Origin of the sequence: Myroides phaeus, assembly GCF_009799805.1 — a bacterium.
In the GTDB taxonomy this organism is placed as follows: Bacteria; Bacteroidota; Bacteroidia; order Flavobacteriales; family Flavobacteriaceae; genus Flavobacterium; species Flavobacterium phaeum_A.
In genome coordinates this window covers 1,270,466-1,295,357 of sequence record NZ_CP047050.1, presented here as the reverse complement: position 1 = coordinate 1,295,357, position 24,892 = coordinate 1,270,466, and the positions used below count along the sequence as shown (strand labels likewise).

The 24,892-nt window shown below is 33.4% G+C and carries 24 protein-coding genes and 7 tRNA genes; 11 read left to right on the top strand and 20 right to left on the bottom strand.

The genetic code is table 11. The features are described 5' to 3' along the window. Positions 1–143: 143 nt before the first annotated feature. Both GQS07_RS05890 and GQS07_RS05885 read left to right on the top strand, forming a co-directional pair. Complete coding sequence (locus GQS07_RS05890) at positions 144–1,730, top strand: BCCT family transporter (protein ID WP_158210020.1); 1,587 nt, start codon at positions 144–146, stop codon at positions 1,728–1,730. A gap of 6 nt (positions 1,731–1,736) precedes the next feature. Beyond that, a complete protein-coding gene (locus GQS07_RS05885; protein ID WP_158210019.1) occupies positions 1,737–2,609 on the top strand; it encodes a universal stress protein in 873 nt (290 codons plus the stop codon). Positions 2,610–2,693: 84 nt separating this feature from the next. Here the strand turns inward: GQS07_RS05885 and tyrS are convergent, their stop codons facing one another. Further along, positions 2,694–3,986, bottom strand: coding sequence for a tyrosine--tRNA ligase (gene tyrS / locus GQS07_RS05880; protein ID WP_158210018.1), 1,293 nt, complete (start codon positions 3,984–3,986; stop codon positions 2,694–2,696). A 184-nt stretch (positions 3,987–4,170) separates the two neighbouring features. Between tyrS and GQS07_RS05875 the strand changes: the two genes are divergently transcribed. After that, positions 4,171–5,193, top strand: coding sequence for an NAD-dependent epimerase/dehydratase family protein (locus GQS07_RS05875; protein WP_158210017.1), 1,023 nt, complete (start codon positions 4,171–4,173; stop codon positions 5,191–5,193). Here the strand turns inward: GQS07_RS05875 and GQS07_RS05870 are convergent. The 3 genes from GQS07_RS05870 to GQS07_RS05860 are packed head-to-tail and all read right to left on the bottom strand — an operon-like array spanning position 5,123 to position 7,690. Continuing rightward, complete coding sequence (locus tag GQS07_RS05870; RefSeq protein ID WP_158210016.1) at positions 5,123–5,620, bottom strand: DUF4296 domain-containing protein; 498 nt, start codon at positions 5,618–5,620, stop codon at positions 5,123–5,125. The two genes, GQS07_RS05875 and GQS07_RS05870, sit on opposite strands and share 71 nt — an antisense overlap. A gap of 10 nt (positions 5,621–5,630) precedes the next feature. Beyond that, positions 5,631–6,968, bottom strand: a complete 1,338-nt coding sequence (locus GQS07_RS05865; protein WP_158210015.1) for a dihydroorotase — start codon at positions 6,966–6,968, stop codon at positions 5,631–5,633. Beyond that, positions 6,968–7,690 (bottom strand): polyprenol monophosphomannose synthase, encoded by a 723-nt coding sequence (locus GQS07_RS05860; protein WP_158210014.1) that lies wholly within the window; start codon positions 7,688–7,690, stop codon positions 6,968–6,970. The genes GQS07_RS05865 and GQS07_RS05860 overlap by 1 nt, the downstream gene beginning before the upstream one ends. A 104-nt stretch (positions 7,691–7,794) precedes the next feature. On the opposite strand from GQS07_RS05860, the gene GQS07_RS05855 reads away from it, so the two are divergent. Both GQS07_RS05855 and GQS07_RS05850 read left to right on the top strand, forming a co-directional pair. Continuing rightward, on the top strand, positions 7,795–8,469 hold the full coding sequence (locus tag GQS07_RS05855; RefSeq protein WP_158210013.1) for a DUF4271 domain-containing protein: 675 nt from the start codon (positions 7,795–7,797) through the stop codon (positions 8,467–8,469). Between the two features lie 12 nt (positions 8,470–8,481). Beyond that, positions 8,482–9,225 (top strand): uroporphyrinogen-III synthase, encoded by a 744-nt coding sequence (locus GQS07_RS05850; RefSeq protein WP_158210012.1) that lies wholly within the window; start codon positions 8,482–8,484, stop codon positions 9,223–9,225. A 107-nt stretch (positions 9,226–9,332) separates the two neighbouring features. Here GQS07_RS05850 and pckA read toward each other — a convergent pair whose 3' ends face one another. Together pckA and GQS07_RS05840 are read right to left on the bottom strand one after the other, a co-directional pair. Further along, entirely contained in the window at positions 9,333–10,946 is a 1,614-nt protein-coding gene (pckA, locus tag GQS07_RS05845; RefSeq protein WP_199269109.1) for a phosphoenolpyruvate carboxykinase (ATP), read from the bottom strand. A 74-nt stretch (positions 10,947–11,020) separates the two neighbouring features. Then, the gene (locus GQS07_RS05840) at positions 11,021–11,416 is read right to left on the bottom strand and encodes a DUF423 domain-containing protein (RefSeq protein ID WP_158211335.1); all 396 of its coding nucleotides are present in this window, start codon (positions 11,414–11,416) and stop codon (positions 11,021–11,023) included. A gap of 119 nt (positions 11,417–11,535) precedes the next feature. Here GQS07_RS05840 and GQS07_RS05835 point away from each other — a divergent pair, with 119 nt between their 5' ends. Together GQS07_RS05835 and GQS07_RS05830 are read left to right on the top strand one after the other, a co-directional pair. After that, entirely contained in the window at positions 11,536–12,888 is a 1,353-nt protein-coding gene (locus GQS07_RS05835; RefSeq protein ID WP_158210010.1) for a saccharopine dehydrogenase family protein, read from the top strand. A gap of 49 nt (positions 12,889–12,937) precedes the next feature. After that, positions 12,938–13,585 (top strand): hypothetical protein, encoded by a 648-nt coding sequence (locus GQS07_RS05830; RefSeq protein WP_158210009.1) that lies wholly within the window; start codon positions 12,938–12,940, stop codon positions 13,583–13,585. 4 nt (positions 13,586–13,589) lie between these two features. Here the strand turns inward: GQS07_RS05830 and GQS07_RS05825 are convergent, their stop codons facing one another. The 4 genes from GQS07_RS05825 to GQS07_RS05810 form a co-directional block, all read right to left on the bottom strand. After that, on the bottom strand, positions 13,590–15,275 hold the full coding sequence (locus tag GQS07_RS05825; protein WP_158210008.1) for an ABC transporter ATP-binding protein: 1,686 nt from the start codon (positions 15,273–15,275) through the stop codon (positions 13,590–13,592). A 124-nt stretch (positions 15,276–15,399) separates the two neighbouring features. After that, on the bottom strand, positions 15,400–15,849 hold the full coding sequence (locus GQS07_RS05820; RefSeq protein WP_158210007.1) for an OsmC family protein: 450 nt from the start codon (positions 15,847–15,849) through the stop codon (positions 15,400–15,402). 462 nt (positions 15,850–16,311) lie between these two features. Beyond that, positions 16,312–17,025, bottom strand: a complete 714-nt coding sequence (locus tag GQS07_RS05815; RefSeq protein WP_158210006.1) for a 3'-5' exonuclease — start codon at positions 17,023–17,025, stop codon at positions 16,312–16,314. A gap of 4 nt (positions 17,026–17,029) precedes the next feature. Continuing rightward, on the bottom strand, positions 17,030–18,190 hold the full coding sequence (locus GQS07_RS05810) for a serine hydrolase domain-containing protein (RefSeq protein ID WP_158210005.1): 1,161 nt from the start codon (positions 18,188–18,190) through the stop codon (positions 17,030–17,032). Between the two features lie 132 nt (positions 18,191–18,322). On the opposite strand from GQS07_RS05810, the gene GQS07_RS05805 reads away from it, so the two are divergent. Continuing rightward, positions 18,323–18,964: an O-methyltransferase gene (locus GQS07_RS05805; protein WP_158210004.1), complete on the top strand. Its 642-nt coding sequence runs from the start codon at positions 18,323–18,325 to the stop codon at positions 18,962–18,964. Between the two features lie 45 nt (positions 18,965–19,009). Here the strand turns inward: GQS07_RS05805 and GQS07_RS05800 are convergent, their stop codons facing one another. The 3 genes from GQS07_RS05800 to GQS07_RS05790 all read right to left on the bottom strand — a co-directional run bounded on the left by GQS07_RS05800 (position 19,010) and on the right by GQS07_RS05790 (position 20,727). Then, the gene (locus GQS07_RS05800; RefSeq protein WP_090405852.1) at positions 19,010–19,579 is read right to left on the bottom strand and encodes a phosphatase PAP2 family protein; all 570 of its coding nucleotides are present in this window, start codon (positions 19,577–19,579) and stop codon (positions 19,010–19,012) included. After that, positions 19,579–19,878: a twin-arginine translocase TatA/TatE family subunit gene (locus tag GQS07_RS05795; protein ID WP_158210003.1), complete on the bottom strand. Its 300-nt coding sequence runs from the start codon at positions 19,876–19,878 to the stop codon at positions 19,579–19,581. The genes GQS07_RS05800 and GQS07_RS05795 overlap by 1 nt, the downstream gene beginning before the upstream one ends. An 87-nt stretch (positions 19,879–19,965) precedes the next feature. Then, complete coding sequence (locus GQS07_RS05790; protein ID WP_233269317.1) at positions 19,966–20,727, bottom strand: hypothetical protein; 762 nt, start codon at positions 20,725–20,727, stop codon at positions 19,966–19,968. 247 nt (positions 20,728–20,974) lie between these two features. Between GQS07_RS05790 and pepE the strand changes: the two genes are divergently transcribed. Then, positions 20,975–21,682 (top strand): dipeptidase PepE, encoded by a 708-nt coding sequence (gene pepE, locus GQS07_RS05785; RefSeq protein WP_158210002.1) that lies wholly within the window; start codon positions 20,975–20,977, stop codon positions 21,680–21,682. Positions 21,683–21,765: 83 nt separating this feature from the next. On the opposite strand, the gene GQS07_RS05780 is transcribed toward pepE, so the two are convergent. From GQS07_RS05780 to GQS07_RS05750, 7 genes are all read right to left on the bottom strand, one after another. After that, positions 21,766–21,838: transfer RNA gene (locus GQS07_RS05780), tRNA-Gly, on the bottom strand. Positions 21,839–21,872: 34 nt separating this feature from the next. Further along, positions 21,873–21,948: transfer RNA gene (locus GQS07_RS05775), tRNA-Gly, on the bottom strand. Positions 21,949–21,981: 33 nt separating this feature from the next. Further along, positions 21,982–22,057: transfer RNA gene (locus GQS07_RS05770), tRNA-Gly, on the bottom strand. 34 nt (positions 22,058–22,091) lie between these two features. Then, positions 22,092–22,167, bottom strand: a tRNA-Gly gene (locus GQS07_RS05765). A 33-nt stretch (positions 22,168–22,200) separates the two neighbouring features. Further along, positions 22,201–22,276, bottom strand: a tRNA-Gly gene (locus tag GQS07_RS05760). A gap of 34 nt (positions 22,277–22,310) precedes the next feature. Continuing rightward, positions 22,311–22,386, bottom strand: a tRNA-Gly gene (locus GQS07_RS05755). A 34-nt stretch (positions 22,387–22,420) separates the two neighbouring features. Further along, a tRNA-Gly gene (locus GQS07_RS05750) sits at positions 22,421–22,496 on the bottom strand. Positions 22,497–23,253: 757 nt separating this feature from the next. Here GQS07_RS05750 and GQS07_RS05745 point away from each other — a divergent pair. Continuing rightward, positions 23,254–23,727 carry a GbsR/MarR family transcriptional regulator gene (locus GQS07_RS05745; protein ID WP_158210001.1) on the top strand — a complete coding sequence of 158 codons (474 nt, stop codon included), beginning with the start codon at positions 23,254–23,256 and terminating at the stop codon, positions 23,725–23,727. A gap of 8 nt (positions 23,728–23,735) precedes the next feature. Continuing rightward, a complete protein-coding gene (locus GQS07_RS05740) occupies positions 23,736–24,890 on the top strand; it encodes an efflux RND transporter periplasmic adaptor subunit (RefSeq protein ID WP_158210000.1) in 1,155 nt (384 codons plus the stop codon). Positions 24,891–24,892: the final 2 nt, after the last annotated feature.

Sequence of the window (24,892 nt, the reverse complement as noted above, 5' to 3'; positions counted from 1 at the left end):
TTAATATTACCCTAACTTATAAAACGTCTAAGTAAAAAATACACTACTATATTTTGCTTTATCATTTTTTCACATTTGAAATAAATGATCCTTATTACCTTCAAAGTACTGGGTTATAATTATTAATTTAAATAGTATAACTCATGTTAAAAAAATTAATTGACAACAAACAATTAGTTATTAATCCTCCTGTATTCATTACTTCAATTTTGCTTATTATCGCTTTAATTGCAGTATGTGTCTTATTCCCTACAAAAGTAGGTTCTTGGTTTGCAATTGCTCAAAATTCTGTAACCACTAATTTTGGTTGGTTCTTTGTGCTAACTGTAAACGTTATTTTAATCTTTGCTATTTATCTTGCGTTTAGCAAGTTTGGTAAAATACGCTTGGGTGGTGAAGATGCCGAACCCGAGTTTAGCAAAGGATCTTGGTTTGCCATGTTATTTAGTACAGGAATGGGAATCGGTATTATGTTCTTTAGTATCGCAGAGCCTGTTTCTCACTTTGGTACTCCTCCCCGCCCGGTGGACAATGAAATTCAAGCAGCTATACAAGCGATGGAATTTACAAGTTTACACTGGGGACTACACGCTTGGGCCATTTATGCAATGGTAGGTTTAGCCCTTGCCTTTTTTGGTTTCAATAGAAAACTTCCAATGACCTTCCGTTCTCTTTTTTACCCTTTCTGGGGAGAGAAAATTCACGGTTGGTGGGGACACGTTATTGACATCTTATCAACATTAGCCACTGTTTTTGGTCTTTCTACTTCTTTAGGTTTAGGAGTTACCCAAATTACTGCCGGACTTAATTATTTATATGGATGGGAAATCTCTCCATTAATGCAAGCCGGAATTATTCTTGTGGTTATTTCAATTGCAACTGTATCTGTATTCTCAGGTTTAGATAAGGGTGTCAAAATTTTAAGTACCGCTAATATGTATATCGCTTCGGTGTTTATGTTAATGATATTTTTCTTAGGGCCAACCTTATTTATATTAAAAGGTTATGTACAAAATACGGGGTCTTATTTAGCTAACTTTATTGATATTAGTACGTGGAACGAAACGTATTTAGGCAATGGTTGGCAGAATGTATGGACTATATTCTACTGGGCTTGGTGGATCGCATGGTCTCCTTTCGTAGGTAGTTTTATTGCACGTATTTCTAAAGGTAGAACAGTTAAAGAATTTATCTTAGGTGTTTTAATCGTACCTGGACTAATTACTTTACTTTGGATGAATGTTTTCGGTGGTAGTGCGTTGGAAATGATTTTATCAGGTGATTTATCAATGGTAACAGCAGTAAAAGAAGATATTTCAACTGCGTTATTTGTGTTCTTAGAACACTTCCCATTGGCTAAATTCCTATCTATTATAGCAATTATTCTTATTTTCTCTTTCTTTATTACATCATCTGACTCTGGGTCTTTAGTTGTAGATAATATTACCTCTGGTAGTTTTGGAGAATCTCCAGTATGGCAAAGAGTTTTCTGGTCATTTACACAAGGTTTTATCGCAATCGTATTACTTTGGGGAGGAGGACTTGATGCTTTGCAAACAGCTGTTATTATAACAGGTCTGCCTTTTGCCGTAATTCTATTAGTGATGTGCTATAGCTTGCAAAAAGGGTTACAAGAAGAATTAAATAAACAGAATAAGAAACAAAAGTCGAAACAAGAAAAAAGTTACAAAGACATTATTTCTGAATTAATCGACGAACAACAAAAATAAAAAGAGATGACAATTAATAAACCTTTAAATGTAATCGTAGGTATTGACTTGTCTGAAATGGACCATTACCTAATTGAATATACACAGGTGTTAGACCATATTTTAAATATTGACAAAGTAACTTTTCTTCATAATTTAAAACTTGGTGAACTACCGAAAGAACTATTACTTCCTGAACGCATTGAATTGATTCAATCGAAAATAGTACAACGTGTTACCAAACAAATAGAAGAGTCTGGAGCAACGTATGCTTTTGAAGTTTTAGTAAAATTGGAAAGTTACTCTGAAATTGCTTTCATCAATATTTCTAAAAAACAGCAATTTGATATGCTTATCTTAGGAAACAAACAAGAGCTGGAAGGAAATGGAGCCTTAGCTCAGAAGTTAATCCGTATTTTGCCTTCTGCGACCTTATTAGTGCCAGAAACATATCACGTACCTATAACGAATATTATTGACGCAATCGACTTCTCTAAGTACACTACGCCTATTATGACGTGGGCTGATCGATTCAAGAATAATTCAAAAGGACAAAAGATCCAACATTCGGCTATTCATATTTCTAAATTGTATTGGGGATTCTACTCAAGTATGACAAATAAAGAAATTGATAAAATATCGAGAGAGGATATTACTGAGAAGAAACAGAAATGGGATAAAAAATATGCCAATTACTCGGATATTGAAATAGTACCTGCTGAGGATAAGAGTATTTCTACGGCTTTATTGCAATATGCAAGAAGACAAAAGGCTGACTTAATGATTTTAGGAGTTAAGGGGTCTACAGGAATAAAAGAAATCTTTATGGGAAGTGTGGCAAACCACCTTTTCCACAAAGCAACAAGTACTTGTTTACTCTTTGTAAAAGAAGCTAAATAAACTAAAAAAGGGCTGCTCAATGAGCAGCCCTTTTTGTTTAGTAAGACACTTGCCTCACTATAGTATTTGAATCCAAACTATCGCTTATTTTACGTGTAAAATAAAGTAGTTTTTCTTTCCTTTTTGTAATAATACGAATTGATTATTAATCAAGTCATTTGTGTTGATAACGTAATCTTCAGCAATCTTTTCTCTGTTTACAGAAATAGAGTTCGCTTGTAAAGAACGACGTGCTTCACCATTAGAAGGTAAGAAGTTAGATTTTCCAGCTAATGCGTCAACAATTGTTAACCCAGCTTCGATATCAGCTCTCTCAATTTCTGCTTGTGGTACACCATCAAATACTTCTAAGAAAGTTTGAGCATCTAATTGCTTCAAATCATCAGAAGTAGAGTTTCCAAACAAAATATTTGATGCTTTAATAGCATTTTCTAAATTCTCAGCTCCGTGAACCATTGTAGTAACTTCAGCAGCTAAACGTTTTTGTAAAACGCGTAAATGAGGTGCTTCTGTGTGCTCTTTTGTTAAAGCTTCAATCTCTTCACGAGAAATGAATGTAAATATTTTGATGTATTTCTCTGCATCAGTATCAGATACGTTAACCCAGTATTGGTAGAATTTGTAAGGAGAAGTATATTCTGCAGATAACCAAATGTTACCACCTTCTGATTTACCAAACTTAGTACCGTCAGCTTTTGTAATTAATGGACAAGTTAAAGCATACGCTTTCTCTCCAATTGTTCTACGGATTAACTCAGTACCTGTTGTAATGTTCCCCCATTGGTCAGAACCTCCCATTTGAAGCGTAATCTTCTCATTTTGGAACAAGTGTAAAAAGTCATATCCTTGTAATAATTGGTAACAGAACTCTGTAAAAGACATACCATCTTGGAACTCTCCATTAAGACGTTTTTTCACAGAATCTTTTGCCATCATATAGTTAACTGTGATGTGTTTACCGATCGTTCTAATAAACTCTAAGAATGAAAATTCTTTCATCCAGTCGTAGTTGTTTACTAAAACAGCAGCATTGTCAGCACCTGAGTTAAAGTCTAAGAAGCGGCTTAACTGATTCTTAATTGCATTTTGATTATGACGAAGCGTTTCTTCATCTAACAAGTTTCTCTCATTAGACTTTCCAGAAGGGTCACCAACCATACCTGTAGCACCACCTACCAAAGCATAAGGCTTGTGCCCTGCTAATTGAAAGTGCTTCAAAAGCATAACACTCACTAAATGTCCAATATGCAATGAATCCGCTGTTGGGTCAATTCCCACATACGCTACACGCATCTGCTCCATCAAATGTTCTTCAGTGCCTGGCATAACGTCGTGGAGCATTCCTCTCCAAGTCACTTCTTCAATAAAATTTTTCATTTAATTATATTTTTCACAAAGATAGCCCAAAACCCTACAGTATGGAATAAAATTCCTCAAACCTTGCTCTTTTATTCGTTTTTTATTTTTATTCATTAGATATTGATAATACGGGCGTTGATTTTTAAGTTTCTCCTATAATTTTTCATATTGTAAAACATATCACTTATTTTTGTCTAAGGATATGATACTAATAACAGGAGCAACAGGTTTAGTCGGTACGCATTTATTGCTACATCTTCTTCAAACAGAAGGTGCGGTTCGCGCTATTTATAGAAATGAGGATAGTATTAAAAAAACGAAATCTTTTTTCTCTTTAAAAAAGGCAGACCACTTATTTCTAAAAATAGAATGGGTAAAAGCTGATATTACAGATATTCCAGCTTTAGAAGAGGCTTTTCAAAATATTGAGTATGTATATCACTGTGCTGCGCTTGTTTCTTTTGACCCAAGGGATGAAAAAAACCTGCGTAAGACGAATATTGAAGGCACAGCAAACTTAGTAAACCTATCGATTGACTTTAAAATTAAGAAATTCTGCTTTGTTAGTTCTATCGCTGCATTGGGAGAGACCTTAAAAAAAGACAATATCATTACAGAAAAAACAGATTGGAATCCTGAACTTTATCACAGTGACTATGCTATTACAAAGTATGGGGCTGAAATGGAGGTTTGGCGTGGTACACAAGAAGGTTTAAATGTAGTAATCGTTAACCCAGGTATAATCTTTGGTGTTGGCTTTAATAACGAAGGAAGCAACGAATTCTTTCACAAGGTTTCTAAAGATTTCCCTTTTTATACGAAGGGAATGGCTGCTGTAGTTAGTGCAACTGATGTAGTAAAAGCAATGACGTTATTAATGCAATGTGATATTGTAAACGAGCGATTTACATTGGTTTCAGATAATATCAGTTACCAAGATCTTATCAATGATATTGCGGACTTAATGGGAAAGAAAAGACCAACTATTAATGCTACAGCTACACATTGTAATTTAGCTTGGAGATTGGATTACTTTGTTTCTATGGTAACCCGAAAAAAAAGAAGCTTTACACGATCAATCGCGCAAGCTTCTCATTCTAAATATATTTATGATAACTCAAAAGTAATTCAAGCTATTTCATTTCAGTTTGAACCTATTCAAATTTATTTGTCTGAAGTATCTGCATATCACCTTCAGAAATCAAACGATCCTTCTTCTCTTTAAGTTCAGAAGACTTTTTCTCGTTTAATTTTTCTTCTAATTGCTTTCTGATAATGTCATCCTCTTTATCTTTTTCCTCTTCTTCTTTTGCAATTAATGAGTCTGTTTCTACTTTTAAAGCTTCAAGTTTTCTATTAATATTCTCTTGCATATTGTGATAAACACCTTCTTTCAATTCGATGTAATACTTATTGTTTTCAACAAAAGTTAGGCTATCAATATCATATTTTTTCAATATAGAATTCATATTCAATTGAGGCATACTATCTTCTCTTGAATAAGCACTTACACTTTCAATAGAATACAATAAAGACATATCAAATAGAATATCCTCCATTTTCTGTTCTTCAATAAAAGGGGTTGGTTTCTTTGCTTCGTTACTACACGAACCCAAAACTAATGCTGCTAATATTACTAAAAACTTATTCATTTATATCTTTTTATCTAACAAACAATAAACGTTGTCCTTTATGCTCTTCTTTCACTTGTCCGTTTTCGTAAGCTAAAAACCCATTGACAAATGTATGTGTGATTTTAGAACTAAATTGTTCTCCTTCAAATGGAGACCATCCACATTTATATAAAATATTTTCTTTACTTACTTCCCAAGATTGCTCTGTATCAACAATAGCGATATCTGCGTGATAACCTTCTTTAATAAACCCTCTTTTTTCAACTTGGAATAATATAGCAGGATTATGTGCTGTTTTCTCTACAATTGTTTCAATTGACAATCTACCTTGTTTATGAGCTTCAAACAAAGAAACCAAAGCGTGTTGAACTAATGGTCCTCCTGACGGAGCAGAAGTATATGCTTTACTTTTTTCTTCAAGTGTATGAGGAGCGTGGTCAGTAGCAATCACATCAATACGTCCATCATTCAATGCTTTCCATAAACCTTCTTTATCTTGCTCTGTTTTTACAGCAGGGTTCCACTTAATAAAGTTACCTTTTTTATCGTAATCTTTATCTGTAAACCAAAGGTGGTGAACACAAACCTCTGCAGTGATCTTTTTATCTTTTAAAGGAATGTCATTTCTAAACAATTCAGTCTCTTTAGCAGTAGATACGTGAAATACGTGTAACCTTGCTCCAGTTTTCTTAGCCAACTCAATTGCTTTAGAAGACGAAATGTAACAAGCCTCTTCACTTCTAATAATTGGGTGATACTTAACCGGAATATCATCACCATATTGCTCTTTGTATTGTGCTAAATTTCTTTGAATAGTTCCTTCATCTTCCGCGTGAACAGCGATAAGCATTGATGTACTTGAAAAGATTTTCTCTAAAACATCTTGGTTATCAACTAACATATTCCCAGTAGAAGACCCTAAAAACAATTTAATCCCAGCAACATTTCTTGGGTTTGTTTTTAAAACTTCTTCTAAGTTATCATTTGTTCCCCCCATCATAAAAGAGTAGTTAGCAAATGACTTTGTTGATGCTATTTGATATTTATCCTCTAAAATTTCTTGCGTAACAGCATTAGGAACTGTATTTGGTTGTTCAATAAAAGAAGTAATTCCCCCTGCAATAGCAGCACGAGATTCAGACTCGATATCACCTTTATGCGTTAACCCAGGTTCTCTAAAGTGAACTTGGTCATCAATCATACCAGGAATTACATAACTTCCTTTAGCATCAATAACTTGAACATCATTAGATACCTCGATAGAAGAACCAATTTTAGCAATTACCCCATCTTTAATTAAAATATCAGCATTAAAAATCTGACCTTCATTAACAATTTTTCCGTTGGTAATTAAATAGTGTGTCATTATAGTGTGTTTAGTAATTTGCGTAATCGTAGATTAATAACGCCAAAAATAGCTTCCTTTATAATTCCCCCAGACATTTTTGACTCACCTCTTGTACGGTCAGTAAAAATGATTGGTACTTCAGTTATCGGGAAGTTTTTAACGAAAGTTCTATATTTCATTTCAATCTGAAAAGCATATCCTACAAAGCGTATTTGATTAAAATCAAAACTTTCAAGAACTTGACGAGAGAAACAAACAAAACCAGCAGTTGTATCTTTAATATTCATTCCTGTTATCATTCTAACATAAATAGAAGCACCATAAGATAACAATACGCGGTTTAAAGGCCAATTAACCACATTTACTCCCGTAACATAGCGAGAACCAATTGAGAGTCCCTGATTAAGTTTACAAGCCTCTAAAAGCTTTCCTAAATCATTTGGGTTATGAGAAAAGTCTGCATCCATCTCAAAAATATATTGGTATTCTCTATTTAGAGCCCAACGAAATCCGTGTACATAAGCAGTCCCCAACCCATTCTTTCCCTCTCTCTTTTCAAGAAATAGACGGTTCGCGTATTTATTTTGTAGTTTAAGCACAGCGTCAGCCGTACCATCCGGTGAGTTATCATCTACAATCAGAATATGAAATTGCTGAGGCTGAGCCATTACAGCATCAATAATCAACTCAATATTTTCAATTTCATTATACGTAGGTATAATGACTAATCCTGATTCCATTTTATAATTGGTTTGCCACAAAAATAACCTTTTTCTATAAAGTTAGCACTTAAATAAAATACAAAGTGAACTCAATCCATTTTTTTGCTAATTTTGTAGGCATTATGGAGAATATAATTTTATTAGACCGCATAATTCCAAATAAAGATTGGGCTACAGCTTTATTCTTTATAGGGTTTTCTATTATTGCATTTAATAAAACAATCTTCGGTGTACGTTTTGCTGAATTTACAAGACTTGCCGTATCAGATAAATATTTAAAAATATACAAAGACAATACTAACTTACGAAATAGTTTTACACTGTCTTTTTTATTAGTACAACTATTATCTGTAACCTTCTTTATTCAAATAGTATTAAAATCATTTGAAGTAATTCCCTTTTACACATTTACTTCCTTTTTACAAATTCTAAACTTTACTGCAACTTTTATTATAGGAAAATATCTAATTGATAAAATCATTTCTATAACATTTGGCATAGAAGAATTTGCAGATGCATTAAACCTCCAAAAAGCAACTTATAGAAACTATATTGGAATGTTACTCTTGGGAGTTGATGTTTTACTTTTCTATAACAATATTAGCAATAAGATTATTATTGCAACTATTCTTTTTGCATTAATAGCAACAAATACCCTTTTATACATAGTTTTTATAAAAAACAATCAAAAATCAATATTAAATAAGTTGTTCTATTTTATTTTGTATCTTTGCACCCTTGAAATAGCCCCTTATTTTTTATTGTATTTCTGGTTTAAAAATATGGGAGCAATATAAGAAAGTACAATTATGAAAGTGAAAACAATTTTGGTTTCTCAACCAGAGCCTAAAGTAGAAAACTCACCTTACTTTGAATTAGAACAAAAATACAAGGTAAAAATTGACTTTAGACCCTTCATCCACGTGGAAGGTGTTTCAGCCAAAGAGGTAAGACACCAAAAAATTGATCTAGCCAATTTTACCGCGATTATTTTAACAAGTAAAAATTCTGTAGATCACTTCTTTCGGGTTGCTGAAGAAATGCGTTTCAAAATACCTGAAACACTTAAGTATTTTTGTCAATCAGAAGCAGTAGCATATTACTTACAAAAGTATGTTGTTTACCGCAAAAGAAAGATTTATGTAGGTCAAAAAGATTTTACTGAATTAGCACCATTGATCAAAAAGTATAAAGATGAAAAATTCTTATTACCTGCATCTGATCAATTAAACAGTGATGTACCAGCTACATTAAATGAACTAAAAGTAAATTGGACACCAGGAACTTTTTACAGAACAGTAATGAGTGATCTGTCTGATTTAGCTGATGTTAAATACGATGTATTAGCATTCTTTAGTCCAACAGGAATTAAATCTTTATTCAAGAACTTCCCGGACTTTACACAAGATAATACTCGTATTGCTGTATTTGGAACTTCTACTCAGAAAGAAGCTCTTGATAACGACTTAAGAGTTGATATCATGGCTCCTGCACCTGAGACTCCATCTATGACAATGGCTCTTGAAAAGTATATTCAAAAAGTGAATAAATAATTATAAAAAAACCTCTATGGAAATCCATAGAGGTTTTTTTATGATTATAATTAGAGCAAAAAAAAGCTTGCAATGTAATTTGCAAGCTTTTTTTATATTAAAGTATATTATAACTGTGGACCAGCAGCAACTAATGCTTTTCCTTCTGCATTGTTTGAATACAATTCGAAGTTCTTAACAAATAATGCAGCTAAATCTTTAGCTTTTTCTTCCCATTCAGAAGCATCCTCATAAGTATTACGTGGATCTAAAATGTTAGTATCTACTTCTTCTAAAGCTGTTGGAACAGCAAAGTTGTAAATAGGAACAATTGTAGTTTCAGCTTTCTCGATAGAACCATCTAAGATACGATCGATAATTGCTCTTGTATCTTTAATAGAAATACGTTTTCCAGTACCATTCCATCCTGTGTTTACCATATATGCAGTAGCATTGTGCTCCTCCATTTTCTTAACTAATTCTTCACCATATTGCGTTGGGTGTAGAGATAAGAAAGCTTTACCGAAACAAGCAGAGAATGTAGGCTCTGGTTTAGTAACTCCACGCTCAGTACCTGCTAACTTAGCAGTAAATCCTGATAAGAAGTAGTATTTAGTTTGTTCTGGAGTTAACTTAGACACTGGAGGCATTACACCAAAAGCATCAGCAGTTAAAAAGATAACTTTAGTTGCATGTCCTGCTTTAGAAACAGGCTTAACAATGTTATCAATATGATCAATTGGGTAAGATACACGTGTATTTTGTGTAACAGAACCGTCATTAAAGTCAATTTTTCCGTTAGCATCAACAGTAACGTTCTCTAACAAAGCATCACGACGAATAGCACCAAAAATATCTGGTTCATTCTCTTGGCTTAAGTTAATTGTTTTTGCATAACATCCACCTTCGAAGTTGAATACACCTTCATCATCCCATCCGTGCTCATCATCACCGATTAATTCACGTTTTGGGTCAGTAGATAAAGTTGTTTTACCTGTACCAGAAAGACCAAAGAAAACAGCAACATCACCATCTTGTCCTTTATTAGCTGAACAGTGCATAGCAGCCATTCCTTTTAAAGGCAAGTAGTAGTTCATCATTGCGAACATTCCTTTTTTCATCTCTCCACCGTACCAAGTACCACCAATAACTTGTACTTTCTCAGTCAAATTAAATGCAACATAAACTTCAGAGTTTAATCCAAAATCTTTGTACTCTTTGAAAGTAGTTTTTGATCCGTTCATTACTACGAAGTCAGGCTCACCAAAGTTAGCTAACTCTTCTTTCGTTGGACGAATAAACATATTCGTAACGAAATGAGCTTGCCAAGCCACTTCCATAATAAATCTAACTTTTAAACGAGTGTTTTCGTTAGCACCACAAAAAGCATCAACTACATACAATTTCTTTCCAGATAATTGTTTTACAGTGTTAGCTTTTAATGCATCCCATGTTTTGTTGTCAATTGGCTTGTTGTCATTTGGAGACTCAGGAGAATTCCACCAAATTGTGTTTTCTGTTACTGAATCTTTAACAATGTACTTGTCTTTAGGAGAACGTCCTGTAAACTCACCTGTCATTACATTAACAGCACCAAGTTCAGTCACTACACCTTTGTCATACCCTGTAAGATTTGGGTTTGTTTCTTCATTATATAAAACGTCGTAAGAAGGATTATAAATTACTTCTACAACATCTTTAATACCATATTTTTCCAGTGAAATTGATTCAGAATTATCCATTTTCATTATTTATGTTGTGTATTAATTTGTTTGCAAACTTAGAAATAAATTTAAAATATAAATATACAAAAGAATTATTTAATAGCATCTTTCGATTTAAGTACCTGAATACCAATATATATCCAAGCTGCTATAAATAAAACTCCGCCGATAGGTGTTATTGGACCGATTACTCTTAAGTCAATAGAAATCAAGTCTTTAAAGGTAAGTAGATAGATAGAACCTGAGAAAAACAATATCCCCAACAAAACCAAGTACATAGCTGTTTTTTTAGCCTTGTCTGAAATAAAACTACATAGTCCTATAAAAAGTAAGAATATTGCGTGATACATTTGGTAGCGCACACCCACTTCAAAGGTAGCAACCTGCGTTTCTGTAACCACTTTTCGTAATCCATGAGCTCCAAACGCTCCTAAAATGATACCTATAGCTCCTATAAAGGCAGCTATAGCAATAACTTTACGTCCCATCGATTTTTCTTTCAAATATACAACTTATCATACAAACTGTTAAAGTTTTTTTCACTAAAGAATTTTGACAGCTTCAAGAAATCATTATTTTCGTATATTCATAAACTAACCAACATATTATGACTAAAGAAATTCTAATTATTGGAGCTGGTAGATCGAGTTCCTCTTTAATTAAGTATTTACTTGAAAAATCAACAATAGAAAACCTCCACTTAACCATTGGAGACCTATCGTTAGAATTGGCAAAACAAAAAGCTATGGACCACCCTAATGCAACGCCTATTCAATTTGATTTATTCAACGAACAAGAAAGACAAGCTCTTGTTAATAAAGCAGACATTGTCATTTCAATGCTTCCTGCTGCTTTACACATTGAACTTGCAAAAGACTGTATCAAGTTTAAAAAACACATGGTTACTGCTTCGTATATAAGTGAAGCAATGCAAGAATTAGATCAACAAGCAAAAGAAAACAACCTTGTTTTTATGAATGAAGTTGGTCTTGATCCAGGTATTGACCATATGAGTGCTATGAAAATTATCCACGAAATAAAGAATCAAGGAGGTAAAATACTTTCTTTTGAGTCGTTTTGTGGAGGACTTATCGCTCCTGAATCTGACAATAACCTGTGGAATTACAAATTTACATGGAATCCAAGAAATGTTGTCTTAGCCGGACAAGGTGGTGCAGCGAAATTCCTACAAGAAGGACAATACAAATACATCCCTTACAATAAAGTATTCAGAAGAACAGAATTTCTAAACATTGAAGGATACGGCAAATTTGAAGCTTATGCCAATCGAGATTCCTTAAAATACCAACAAGCGTATGGACTTGATGATGCTAAAACAATTTTTAGAGGTACGATTAGAAGAGTTGGCTACTCGCGTGCTTGGAATCTTTTTGTAGAGCTTGGAGTTACTGATGACACATACAAAGTTGATAATTCGGAGAATATGACTTACCGTGAGTTTATCAATCTTTATTTACCATACCACCCAACAGATACAGTTGAAACCAAATTACGCCTTGCTTTAGGTATTGACCAAGATGATATTGTTTGGGAAAAACTCTTAGAACTTGATCTTTTCAACGCTACTAAAAAAATTGGTTTAAAAAATGCTTCACCTGCTCAAATTTTAGAGAAAATCCTAAACGACTCGTGGACTTTAGATGAACAAGATAAAGATATGATTGTTATGTATCATAAAATCGGTTATTTACTTGGTAATGAAAAGAAACAGATTGACTCTACAATGATCTGTATCGGCGATAACCAAGTTTATACTGCAATGGCAAAAACCGTAGGATTACCTGTAGCCATCGCTGCTTTAAAAATTTTAAAAGGAATTATAAATACCCCAGGAGTACAAATGCCAATCAAAGAAGAGGTTTACCTTCCAATCTTAGAAGAGTTACAAGAAAATGGTATTATATTCAACGAATACGAAGTACCTTACGAAGGTTATTAATTGCTCTTTTTCCCCTTTACGCAAGGGGAAAATATCTTAAATATTATATATGAAGTTACTATTTACATTTATTTGTTCCGCTATTATCTCGGTCGTAAGCTTTGGACAAAACATCAATTACGCTTACTTTGAGTTATCACAAGATTCAAAAAACGTTCAAAACATTGTATTAGAAATAGATGATCTTATTTTTAATATCTATCAAAATGGAACAGACTTTACTTTTAATCAAAAGCGTCCTCAGTTTAAAAGAGACGACTATTACGACTACTTTGATCCTGAACTTGACTACATTTCAAGAAACAACTCTGTAGAATATTACACCAATACATTTGATGAATACTTAAAAAACCGCGTCAAAAGAATAAACAATCTAAACATTGCTTACCTTGATCGCTTTAGTATGTACAACAATGGTAAAATAAAAAACATCGGTTCTATTTCTTTTGAATACTACGACCGATTCGATTGGAGTGAATTAGAAGGAAAAATAAAGAAAATAGGACCTTATAAAATAACTTATTACGACCGTTTTGATCGTAAAGAATTAGAAGGAAAGGTAAAATCTATTGGCGATGTAACATTAGAATACTATACTGTATTCGACGGTAACGGAATACCTGGCAAACTTAAAAGAACAAAAGGCAACACGAAAACTATGCACGTAATGCCTGCTCCATCATATATTCCGTATTAATAAACTATTTCGGAATAGCTTGAATTAACTTTTTAGTATAATCTTTTTTAGGGGAACGATACAAGACATCTGCTTCAGCAATTTCTTCTATCTCCCCTTTATTCATTACAAGAATATTGTCCGACATATATTTAACAACAGCTAAATCGTGAGAAATGAATATATATGTAAATCCAAAGTTTTCTTTCAGTTCATTCAACAAATTCAACACTTGTGCTTGAACAGAAATATCCAATGCAGATACAGACTCGTCACAGATGATTAACTTTGGTTGTACGGCAACTGTTCTTGCAATACCGATACGCTGTCTTTGTCCTCCTGAAAATTCGTGAGGATATCTATCATACACACTTTCATCTAACCCTACTCGTTCCAAAATATCAATCACTTTCGCTTTTCTCTCTTTATCAGAAGCGTATAACTTATGAACAACCATTGGCTCTAAAATAGCCTCTCCCACTGTTTTACGGGGATTTAATGAAGAATACGGATCTTGAAAAATAATTTGAATATCTTTTCTAAGTGCACGAAACTCGCTACTACTCAATTTAGCAATATCTTTTCCTTTGTAGAATATTTCTCCTTTTGTAGCTTTATCTAACTGCAAAATCACGTTTCCAAGAGTCGATTTCCCACAGCCACTTTCTCCTACCAAACCAAGCGTTTCTCCTTCATAAATATCAAAATTGATGTCTTTTAAAGCGTGAAAAACTCCTTTCTTAAATAAGCTACCTGCTGTAATGTAATCTTTATAGATATTCCTTACGCGCAACAATGGCTCACCACTGTACAGCTGTTGATGCATTTGCTGTCTTTCTTCATCAGAAATAACATCATTAACAACCTTATTATCTAAAAAATCCTGAATAGTAGGCAACCTCTTTAATCGTTCATCCATAGAAGGACGAGAAGCTACCAACGCCTTAGTATATAATTCTTTTGGTTGATTGAAGACTTCAGAAGACCCTCCTTGTTCAACAATATCCCCTTTATACATCACTAATAAACGATCACTAATTGCAGAAACAAGATTCAAATCGTGAGAAATAAACAAAATACTCATCTGTGTTTCTTGTTGCAATTCCTTCAATAAACTAATAATTTCATTCTGAACAGTAACATCTAACGCAGTAGTTGGCTCATCTGCTATAAGCAAAGAAGGCTTACAAGCAATAGCCATAGCAATCATAACACGTTGCTTTTGACCACCTGATATTTGATGAGGATATTTGTTATAAACTTCTTTAGGATAAGGCAATTTTACTTTTTCAAATAAACTAACCACCTCTTTCTTAAGTTCAGAACCACGTAAATCTGTGTGTTCTACTAAAATTTCAGACACTTGTTCACCACAAGTAATAGAAGGATTTAGAGCACTCATCGGCTCTTGAAATATCATAGCAATTTCCTTTCCTCTTAAAGAGCGAAATTCACTATCCGATAAATGAGTAATATTTTGGTTTTTATAAAAAATATCTCCTTTAGAAATGCGAGAATTTTCTTTTGGTAATAAGCCCATTAAGGCTAATGAAGTAACGGATTTACCAGATCCTGACTCTCCTACTACACCCAATATTTCATTAGGCATTATATCAAAAGTACTACCCTTAATAATGGTATTCCATACTTTTTCCTTTAAGAAATCGATTTGTAAATTACTTACAGATAAAATAGGGGTTACATTGTCCATTATTACTTTTGATAAAACGTGATTAACAAAAATAATATAATAATTGTGATATAGATCTCTATTGATACGAAAGCTTGTAAACAATAAAATCTATACCACAATTTTCATATAGACAACCACCATATTAAGCTACTTTTACTTGATCATATTCTTTAACCAAAGTAACAACTGTTGGTGTTTTTTCTTTAAAATTACTAAATACAGGACACGCCAATTTCACTGCATCCATCCATTCTTTAAGTACTACAATTGAAGCCTCTGTAGTTGGCTTAACCATTACATCAATTCTTTTAAACTGTTGGATATCCTCTTCTGTTAAATCCTTTAGATTCACTTCACCAGAAACTTCAATTTGAATAGATTTCAAATCTAACCCTAAAGTTTTACCGATTAAATTACCAATTGCGTGAATACTTCCCGCTAATTTAGCAAGTAATAATTCACCTGAATTAGCATTTTCATCTCTTACTAATTCTCTACCATCTTTCACTGTAAAAGAAAAATTAGCCGTTTTTACTGCAAATTGTTGTTCTCTTACTGAAAATCCCAAAACTTTTAAAACTTGTTTCCCCATCTCTTTTTTAATTAATTCAATTACTAAATATTATATATAAAAAAAGGTTCTTTTAGCACACATACCAAAAGAACCCTCTATCAATTCATAGCTTTACAGCTTACTTACAAATAAATCAAGATATCACATTTGGCAACACACGCACAGGCGAGGTATGTACAAGACACATCCACTTATACGACGGCATAAACGATAAATAATTAATAATTGATTTCATTTGTAATTCTTATTAGTTCAAAAAAAAAGCCCCTGTTATATACAGAGGCCATCGATTTATATTTTTAAATATTCAAAATATTATAATACAGATAGCCTAAGCTGAAATGGAAGTACCATCAACTTAATCGAAGACCATGAATATGTTTGAATATTTTTCACTTTTATATCTTTATTTGTTTCAAAAATAGTAAAAATATATTTTAGCACCTACTACTGAACTAAAAATTTTAATATTTTTTTAACTTACACAGATAAAATCTCATCTTCAGTCAACAATTCCTCTTGTCTAAACTTAAGCAAAACTTGTGCCACAGCAACGACATCTTTTTCACAATAAATGATAATTCTATCTAAATTTTTCTCTTTATAGTACACTCTTGCGACCTCACTACCATCTATATCGTCTTTTGGAGAAGGAATGCCTAAAATTTTAGTCAAAAGTCGCAAAGATGTATAATTTTTAAAATCTCCTAACTTCCACAATTCCATTGTATCTAAGTGTTGAACCTCCCACGGTTTTTTCCCAAAAACACGCAACTTATTGGGGATTTTAACCCCATTTATCAACATTCGTCTAACTAAAAAAGGAACATCGAATTCCTTGATATTATGGCCACATAACAGCTTTTCTACACCTCCAAAATACCCTTCTAATAAATTCGCGAAATTCACCAGTAATTCCTTTTCTTCACCTGCATAACTTGTTGTTCTAAATTGGCGCTCTCCATTCTTGTAAACAAAGTATCCAACCGAAATACAAATGATCTTTCCGAATTCTGCCCATATACCCGCTTTATCATAAAATTCTTCTGCTGTAAATTCATCCTTGCGTTGATATGCAGTCTTCGCTTCATACAACATTTTCATTTCATCATCTAATTCAGAAAAATCAGCACATTCAGGTACTGTTTCAATATCTAAAAACAAAAGGTTTTCAAGAGATAGTCTATCAATCATACGTTTATTTTTTAGTCTGTTCCATCATATTATATGCTTCATCAATATACAAGTAAAGATCATTGCTATGCGGATCTTCTTCTGTTTGCAAACCTTTAATATGACCAAGGCGAACAATAACAACATTGTCTTTCGGAGAAACAATTACAAATTGTCCTAAATGCCCTCTCATATAAAAGAAATCTTGTCCCCTATGCTTTACCAGCCACCAACCATAACCATACTCTGGTCCATTAGCAAACTGTTGTGTAATTGACTTTGCTACAAAAGTACTATCTAAAATCTGCTCACCATTCCACTTTCCATAATCTTTGTACAATTTTCCAAATCTTGCAAAATCACGCGCATTACTCGTAAAACAACAATACGATTTTTCAACCCCATCTCCTTCGTGATCTATTTGCCACAAGGCAGGCAACTCAGCCCCCATTGGTTTCCAGAAATATTCTGATACATAATCTGACAAGTACCTACCTGTTGCTTTCTCCAAAACCATTGTCAACAATTCCGTATCGCCACTTTTATAAATAAACTCCTGTCCCGGCTTATCCTTTATCTCAATCCCCAACATCACATCTCGCAAGTTTTTATCAAAATAAACTCTTGTCATAACAGAAAACGCACTATAATACGACTCATCCCAATCCATTCCAGAAGACATCGTAGACAAATCTCCTACCGTTAGTTCATCTTTATACTTCCCTTTAATCTCAGGCAAATAATTAACCACAGGTTCATCCAAACTCTTAATCTCTCCTCGTTGCAAAGCCTTTCCTAAAGCGGCAGAAACAACACTTTTAGCCATTGAAAACGAATTCGTATAAGAATCCTTTCCGTAACCATCATAATAACTCTCGTGCCATATACTATCATTTTTAATAATGACATAAGCTATTGTCTCTAACTCTTTGTGTGTTTGCTCCAACTTTTCACTTGGCTTAACCGTATTATATTCTTTAGAAACAGGCCAAGGCTGTCCAACTGCATTCTCTATCTTTCGAGTAGGGAAATATTTATAATCGTCTAAAAAAGCAGTTTTATACCCATTAAAATAGATTGTGCGAACGGCGGTAAATAAATAATCTACTTTAAAAATATAAGCAAGTGCAATAATTGCTATCACTATAACAGCAAACCACTTTAAAAACTTTGCGAAGAACTTCATAATAATCATAATTGGTTGAATTATATAAATTTAGACAAATAAAACTTCCTCAACGATACTATCTGAAAATATTCCCAACATTATCGAAAAGAATTATCTTTGCACTCACGACAATAACATTATCGGATTAATATGCATTTTATATCACCTCAATTAGAAAAATACGCAGCAGATCATACAGAAAACGAACCTGTATCATTAGCTAACTTAGATAAAGAAACACACCGTAAAGTATTACAACCAAGAATGCTTAGCGGACACTTTCAAGGGCGCTTTTTAAGCATTGTTACAAAACTTATCAATCCTAAACACATTTTAGAGATTGGAACTTTTACAGGATATGCAACATTGTGTTTAGCGGAAGGGTTACAAGAAGGAGGTACAATTGATACAATTGACATCAAAGAAGAATTAATCGACTTTCAACGCAAGCATTTTGACGCATCTCCCTATGGAGCTCAAATACATCAACACTTAGGTAGTGCGTTAGACATTATCCCTACCTTAGACAAGAAGTTTGACTTAGTTTTCATTGACGCTGACAAACCTAACTATTCTAACTACTTTCATCTTATTATCGACAAGATGAATAAAGGAGGAGTTATTCTTTCTGACAATGTTTTATGGTCAGGAAAAGTTTTAGAAGAAATTCAGGAAAACGATAAAAGTACAGTTGAAATCGACAAATACAACAAACTTTTAAAAGACGATCCGAGAATCGAAACAATACTATTACCTATCAGAGATGGTTTAACAATCTCAAGAGTAAAATAAACAAAAAGGGCTTGATTTTCATCAAGCCCTTTTTCGTTATATATCTTAAACTAATTTGTCTTTATATTTTACTTCTATCCATTTAAACAACTGATAGAATAATGTTCCGAATACTACACCAGCGCACATACCTACGAAAATATCTCCTGGGAAGTGCATTGACAAATAGATTCTACTAAATGAAAACACTAAAGGGAAGATAAATACTAAAAATGCGTATTTATAATATCTTCTCAAAATTAAAAACAAGAACAACATTGTTGCTGTTGAGTTAGAAGCGTGTCCTGAGAAAAAACTCAACGTTGGACTACACTTAACAATACGCAACATATCTTTAATGTCTTCCGTATTACAAGGTCTTGGTCTTGCAACCGTATACTTAACCAAATTTGTCATTTGATCTGTAAACGCAATCAAACAAGCTAAACAAAGTAAAATAACACCTAACTTTTTAATCGAAACCTTTTTGTAAACCGTATATAAAAGGAGAAGAAAAAAAGGCAACCAGTTAATTTGTTTTGTGATAAACAACCAAAACGGATCATACGTTGGCGATCCTATATTGTTTAGCGCAATCATTAACTCTTTGTCAAATTGTACTAATGTTTCTAACATTAACTTTGTCTTTTAATTGGTCCTGTAATACTCTCTAAGTCCTCTTTTTGCTTTTCAATCTCTTGTTGAATATCTTTCATTGGATTGATATCTACATCAAAAGTTTCTTTTATATCTTTCGTAATACCCGATTGATCAGCTGTTTTATTAATTTCTTGTTTGATGTCGTTAGTAGCGTTTTTCAACTGCGCCATAAACTTACCAAATGTGCGCGCCATCTCAGGCACTTTATCAGAACCAAACAACATTAGTATAATTACTATGATGAAAAATAACTCACCACCACCGATTCCGAACATATCACTCTATTTTACAAGTTTATAAGGCTACAAATCTACAAAGTTTATTAATTTATAGCACAATAATTTAGAAAAGCATTTGTTAAACTATTGAATTAATTTACTCTTTTTATCCTCTTCTAATTTTTCACGTATTAATTCCAAAAACTCTAAAGCTAATTCACCTGTACGTGTTTCCACTGCATTTTTATTTGGAACAGAAGCGTTTAGCACAGATGACATCAATTCATCTGTCGCTACATAGTAAGCAAAACCAACCAAATAGTCTTTCGGAATACTATAATCCTCATTTAATTTCTCTTCAGGAATCATCCTTAAAAATTTCTCTTTACGCATTTCCTGTTTCTCATAAACCAAAGCTTTCTTCAGCATTTTTGTTCTACCAGAAATCCAGTTAACAACAGCATCAATTGGAATTAAACCACTTCCTGATGTTGCAGTGTACAGTCGTCTCTCTGCTGGCGTATATTTCTTTATGCCTTTTGGTACAATGCCAAGTGATTCTGAACTAATCTTTGTAATTACAATCTCATCTAATTCTGTATAAAGTTCATTAGCCTCTAAGGGAAATAAAACAATATCACGTTTTAAATCTACTTCATCTATTGCGTGTCTGTAGCCAATAAAAAAAGCACCAGAAAACATAACTGTATCAGTCTCCCTCACCATCATATTAAAATACCCACCTTTCTCAGTAGTTAACGATTCTCCTGTATTTATATTAGAAACATAAATTCCTTCTAATCTTTTTGAGCGAGAAACAACTTTCCCACTTATCATTTTACGCTCTTGTGCTTCTACGTAAGAAAAGCTAAATACAAATAAAAGCGCTAAAAATATTCTCATCATACATTTATATACTTAAAAGTAAAAATATCCTATTCCCAAAGACTTTGAAACTTTATCAAAGCAAACTTATGTTAAATCTATAACCAACCCCATTATAGACAATTGTATGCCCTGTATTAACAATATCTACATTTTGTTATGTAATAAACTAAAACATAATTATATTGTCTCAACGAATTTTTAAAAGAAGAATTAGAAATCCTTAATTACAATTAAACGAACTATTTTTGTAAAAATTACTATCATTATGAAAAATATTATAATTGCAAGTACTTCTACTGTTTACAATAGTGACTATTTAGCTTACTTATTACCTACATTAGAAGAACACTTCAAGCATACAAATACTATCTTATTTATTCCTTATGCACGTCCAAGTGGCATTTCTCACGACGATTATACAGCAAAAGCAAAAGAAGCTTTTAAAAACATCGGGAAAGACGTTAAAGGAATTCACGAATTTGAAGACCCTATTCAAGCTGTAAAAGAAGCAAAAGGTATTTTTACAGGAGGAGGAAATACATTCTTACTTGTTAAACAATTATATAGAACAGAAACAATTACTGCTATTCAAAATGCGGTAAATAATGGAACACCTTATTTAGGATGTAGTGCTGGTAGTAATATATGCGGACTAACAATGGAAACAACCAATGATATGCCTATTACTTACCCCCCTTCTTTTAAAACATTTGGGTTTGTACCTTTCAATATCAACCCGCATTACTTAGATCCGATTGAAGGTTCTACACATATGGGAGAAACAAGAGAAACGAGAATTAATGAATTTCACACCTTAAACACCCAACCTGTTGTAGGCCTTAGAGAAGGAAGTTGGATTGAAGTAAAAGGAGATTCTTTTGTTTTAAAAGGAACACTTACTGCGCGTATTTTCGAACAAGGAAAAGAAGCCATTGAAATTGCCCCAGAAACAGAATTAAATTACTTAAAATAAAAAAGAGTCCTTGGGTTACTACTCAAGGACTCTTTTTGCATATTATTGTTTACAAAAAAAGCCTAAGAAAACTTAGGCTTTAGAGCGGAAGACGAGGCTCGAACTCGCGACAACCAGCTTGGAAGGCTGGAGCTCTACCAACTGAGCTACTTCCGCAGGTGATGATATTTGAAAACTTTCATCAAGTTTTTGGAGCGGAAGACGAGGCTCGAACTCGCGACAACCAGCTTGGAAGGCTGGAGCTCTACCAACTGAGCTACTTCCGCAGATGATGATATTTGAAAACTTTCATCAAGTTTTGGAGCGGAAGACGAGGCTCGAACTCGCGACAACCAGCTTGGAAGGCTGGAGCTCTACCAACTGAGCTACTTCCGCAGGTGATGATATTTGAAAACTTTCATCAAGTTTTTGGAGCGGAAGACGAGGCTCGAACTCGCGACAACCAGCTTGGAAGGCTGGAGCTCTACCAACTGAGCTACTTCCGCAGATGATGATATTTGAAAACTTTCATCAAGTTTTGGAGCGGAAGACGAGGCTCGAACTCGCGACAACCAGCTTGGAAGGCTGGAGCTCTACCAACTGAGCTACTTCCGCAGATGATGATATTTGAAAACTTTCATCAAGTTTTTGGAGCGGAAGACGAGGCTCGAACTCGCGACAACCAGCTTGGAAGGCTGGAGCTCTACCAACTGAGCTACTTCCGCAGGTGATGATATTTGAAAACTTTCATCAAGTTTTTGGAGCGGAAGACGAGGCTCGAACTCGCGACAACCAGCTTGGAAGGCTGGAGCTCTACCAACTGAGCTACTTCCGCTTTTGTGGATGCAAATATAAGGCTATTTTCAAACTTCTTGCAAGCATTTTTCAATATTTTTTTTCTAATGAATCAGATTTTCATTCCAACAAAGAAACAGACACCTCTTTCTAAGTTTCACTTTATTTACAGAATATTAAGAGCAAATAAAAAAATCAAAAAACAAGTCATTCTTAAAACACTCTTAAAAACCTAATTAACAATATAATAGATAATAAATTAAAAAAAGTATTATTATCTTTGAACTATACATCTTTAACCAGTTAATGCCTTCATAAAAGGCAATTCTTTTTGAAATCGTCCAATATTCTTTTGAAGAAGATTTCAAAAAAAACTCTATCTGTCTTCATTATATTGTAAGACAAGTCTACTTTTAGCAAACCCTTAATTAGATTTTCTTCGGAAAAAGGGCCTTTTTTCCGAACCTCTCTTGAGCGATTCCCGAACAAGTCCCGAACAAATACATATAGAAACCTACTGTCTTTATCGTCCTTTGTTGTTTATACTATTAATAATTACCTCTTCTCTTTTACTCCAAAAACACAAGATACACTTATCTTAAAAATTTAACATTTACTTAAAACTCAAACATATATTAATCAGTCAATTATAGTTACTTTTACAACACAGCTTGCGAAAACACTATAAAAATGGATTAAACTCTATCTTTATATATTTTAATATAACTTTTAGTTTGTTTAGTTCGGTAATTACAAAACTAACACTATATTTGCACCTTAATTATGTAATATATAAGATGCAATACGATCAAAGATTAGTTGATTTATTTCAAGATTACTGTGCCCATTACGAGTTAGTTTACCACTTTTCTCCATTGACAGCACAGATTTACACTTATATTATGTTTAACAATAATAGAGATGGTGTGACTTTTGATGAGTTAGTTGAAAAACTAAACGCAAGTAAAAGTTCTGTTTCTACAAGTTTGAATCTATTGATATCAAACAATCAAATTGAACATTTTAATAAGATTGACGAACGGAAACGTTTTTTTAGGTTAAACCCTAATTATATAACGATAAGACTACAATTAATTAAAGACTTACTGGACAGAGAACAAATTCTAAGTTTGAAAATGAAAAACTACTTAGAAGAAGGAATGATTAATTCTAACAACTGTCAAGGGAAGATGAATTTATACATTGAACACTTAGAAGAAAGTATATCACAACTCACAAAAACAATTGAAAAACTAAAAAGTACAAATTAAGTTATTATATGAAACGTTATTTCTATACTACAGTTCTTGCAACGCTTGCAATAAGCGTTACATCTTGTGGAAAAAAAGATCAGCAAGCTCCTGCACATGGCCCAATGCCATACAAAGTAATTGAAGTACCTACACAGAATGTTATAGGTTACAATACTTTTCCAACAACAATTCAAGGTAAAACGACAAGTAGTGTTAGAGCTAAAATTGCTGGATATATTCAGGAATTATATGTTGACGAAGGTTCTATCGTGAAAAAAGGACAACCTCTTTTCAGACTTGAAACAAATATGCTTAATGAAAGTGCTGATGCTGCTAAAGCTTCTGTCAGAACTGCTGAAGCTCAAGTAAGCGTTGCTCAAGTTAATGTTGATAAATTGACACCTCTTGTGCAAAAGGGAATTATCAGTGCTATTGAATTAAAAACTGCTGAGGCAAACTTAGCAAGTGCTAAAAGTCAATTAGCTGCTGCTAAAGCACAACACCAAAGCATTGTTGCAAATATTGATTACTCTATCATTAAAAGTCCTATTGACGGAATCGTTGGAGCTATCAATTACCGTGTTGGTTCTCTTGTTAGCCCAAGTGATCCAAATCCATTAACTATTGTTTCTGACGATAGCGAAATGTTTGCCTACTTCTCAATGAATGAAAAAGATTATTTCAACTTCTTGGAAAATATTCCTGGAAAATCATTGAAAGAAAAAGTAGCTAATTTACCTGAAGTTAAACTTGTGCTTGCAAACGGACAAACGTATGAAACACCTGGTAAAATTGAAACAATTACAGGGCAAATAAACACTGCTACTGGTACTGTTCAAGTACGTGCTCTTTTCCCAAATAGTGGACATATTTTAAGCAACGGAAACAGCGGTAAATTATTAGTTCCTCAAGAACATAAAGATGTTGTGGTTGTTCCTGAGTCTGCTACATTCGAGCAACAAGGACAAGTATATGTGTTTGCAGTGGTTAACGATACAGCTAAAGCAGCTAAAATCGAAGTTATTGATCGTGTAAACAAACTTGCTGTTGTTAAAGAAGGACTAAAACAAGGAGACAAAATTGTTGGTGCTGGTTTAGGTACATTAAGACCTGGAACTGCTATCACACCACAGCCAGTGAAATTTGAGTCTATTAATGAAAACATTCACACAACGTTTTAAAC

Bases quoted from the DNA above. Each gene is read 5' to 3' on its own strand.
- GQS07_RS05890 (WP_158210020.1), top strand. From the start codon at position 144: ATGTTAAAAAAATTAATTGACAACAAACAATTAGTTATTAATCCTCCT.
- GQS07_RS05885 (WP_158210019.1), top strand. From the start codon at position 1,737: ATGACAATTAATAAACCTTTAAATGTAATCGTAGGTATTGACTTGTCT.
- tyrS (WP_158210018.1), bottom strand. From the start codon at position 3,986: ATGAAAAATTTTATTGAAGAAGTGACTTGGAGAGGAATGCTCCACGAC.
- GQS07_RS05875 (WP_158210017.1), top strand. From the start codon at position 4,171: ATGATACTAATAACAGGAGCAACAGGTTTAGTCGGTACGCATTTATTG.
- GQS07_RS05870 (WP_158210016.1), bottom strand. From the start codon at position 5,620: ATGAATAAGTTTTTAGTAATATTAGCAGCATTAGTTTTGGGTTCGTGT.
- GQS07_RS05865 (WP_158210015.1), bottom strand. From the start codon at position 6,968: ATGACACACTATTTAATTACCAACGGAAAAATTGTTAATGAAGGTCAG.
- GQS07_RS05860 (WP_158210014.1), bottom strand. From the start codon at position 7,690: ATGGAATCAGGATTAGTCATTATACCTACGTATAATGAAATTGAAAAT.
- GQS07_RS05855 (WP_158210013.1), top strand. From the start codon at position 7,795: ATGGAGAATATAATTTTATTAGACCGCATAATTCCAAATAAAGATTGG.
- GQS07_RS05850 (WP_158210012.1), top strand. From the start codon at position 8,482: ATGAAAGTGAAAACAATTTTGGTTTCTCAACCAGAGCCTAAAGTAGAA.
- pckA (WP_199269109.1), bottom strand. From the start codon at position 10,946: ATGGATAATTCTGAATCAATTTCACTGGAAAAATATGGTATTAAAGAT.
- GQS07_RS05840 (WP_158211335.1), bottom strand. From the start codon at position 11,416: ATGGGACGTAAAGTTATTGCTATAGCTGCCTTTATAGGAGCTATAGGT.
- GQS07_RS05835 (WP_158210010.1), top strand. From the start codon at position 11,536: ATGACTAAAGAAATTCTAATTATTGGAGCTGGTAGATCGAGTTCCTCT.
- GQS07_RS05830 (WP_158210009.1), top strand. From the start codon at position 12,938: ATGAAGTTACTATTTACATTTATTTGTTCCGCTATTATCTCGGTCGTA.
- GQS07_RS05825 (WP_158210008.1), bottom strand. From the start codon at position 15,275: ATGGACAATGTAACCCCTATTTTATCTGTAAGTAATTTACAAATCGAT.
- GQS07_RS05820 (WP_158210007.1), bottom strand. From the start codon at position 15,849: ATGGGGAAACAAGTTTTAAAAGTTTTGGGATTTTCAGTAAGAGAACAA.
- GQS07_RS05815 (WP_158210006.1), bottom strand. From the start codon at position 17,025: ATGATTGATAGACTATCTCTTGAAAACCTTTTGTTTTTAGATATTGAA.
- GQS07_RS05810 (WP_158210005.1), bottom strand. From the start codon at position 18,190: ATGAAGTTCTTCGCAAAGTTTTTAAAGTGGTTTGCTGTTATAGTGATA.
- GQS07_RS05805 (WP_158210004.1), top strand. From the start codon at position 18,323: ATGCATTTTATATCACCTCAATTAGAAAAATACGCAGCAGATCATACA.
- GQS07_RS05800 (WP_090405852.1), bottom strand. From the start codon at position 19,579: ATGTTAGAAACATTAGTACAATTTGACAAAGAGTTAATGATTGCGCTA.
- GQS07_RS05795 (WP_158210003.1), bottom strand. From the start codon at position 19,878: ATGTTCGGAATCGGTGGTGGTGAGTTATTTTTCATCATAGTAATTATA.
- GQS07_RS05790 (WP_233269317.1), bottom strand. From the start codon at position 20,727: ATGATGAGAATATTTTTAGCGCTTTTATTTGTATTTAGCTTTTCTTAC.
- pepE (WP_158210002.1), top strand. From the start codon at position 20,975: ATGAAAAATATTATAATTGCAAGTACTTCTACTGTTTACAATAGTGAC.
- GQS07_RS05745 (WP_158210001.1), top strand. From the start codon at position 23,254: ATGCAATACGATCAAAGATTAGTTGATTTATTTCAAGATTACTGTGCC.
- GQS07_RS05740 (WP_158210000.1), top strand. From the start codon at position 23,736: ATGAAACGTTATTTCTATACTACAGTTCTTGCAACGCTTGCAATAAGC.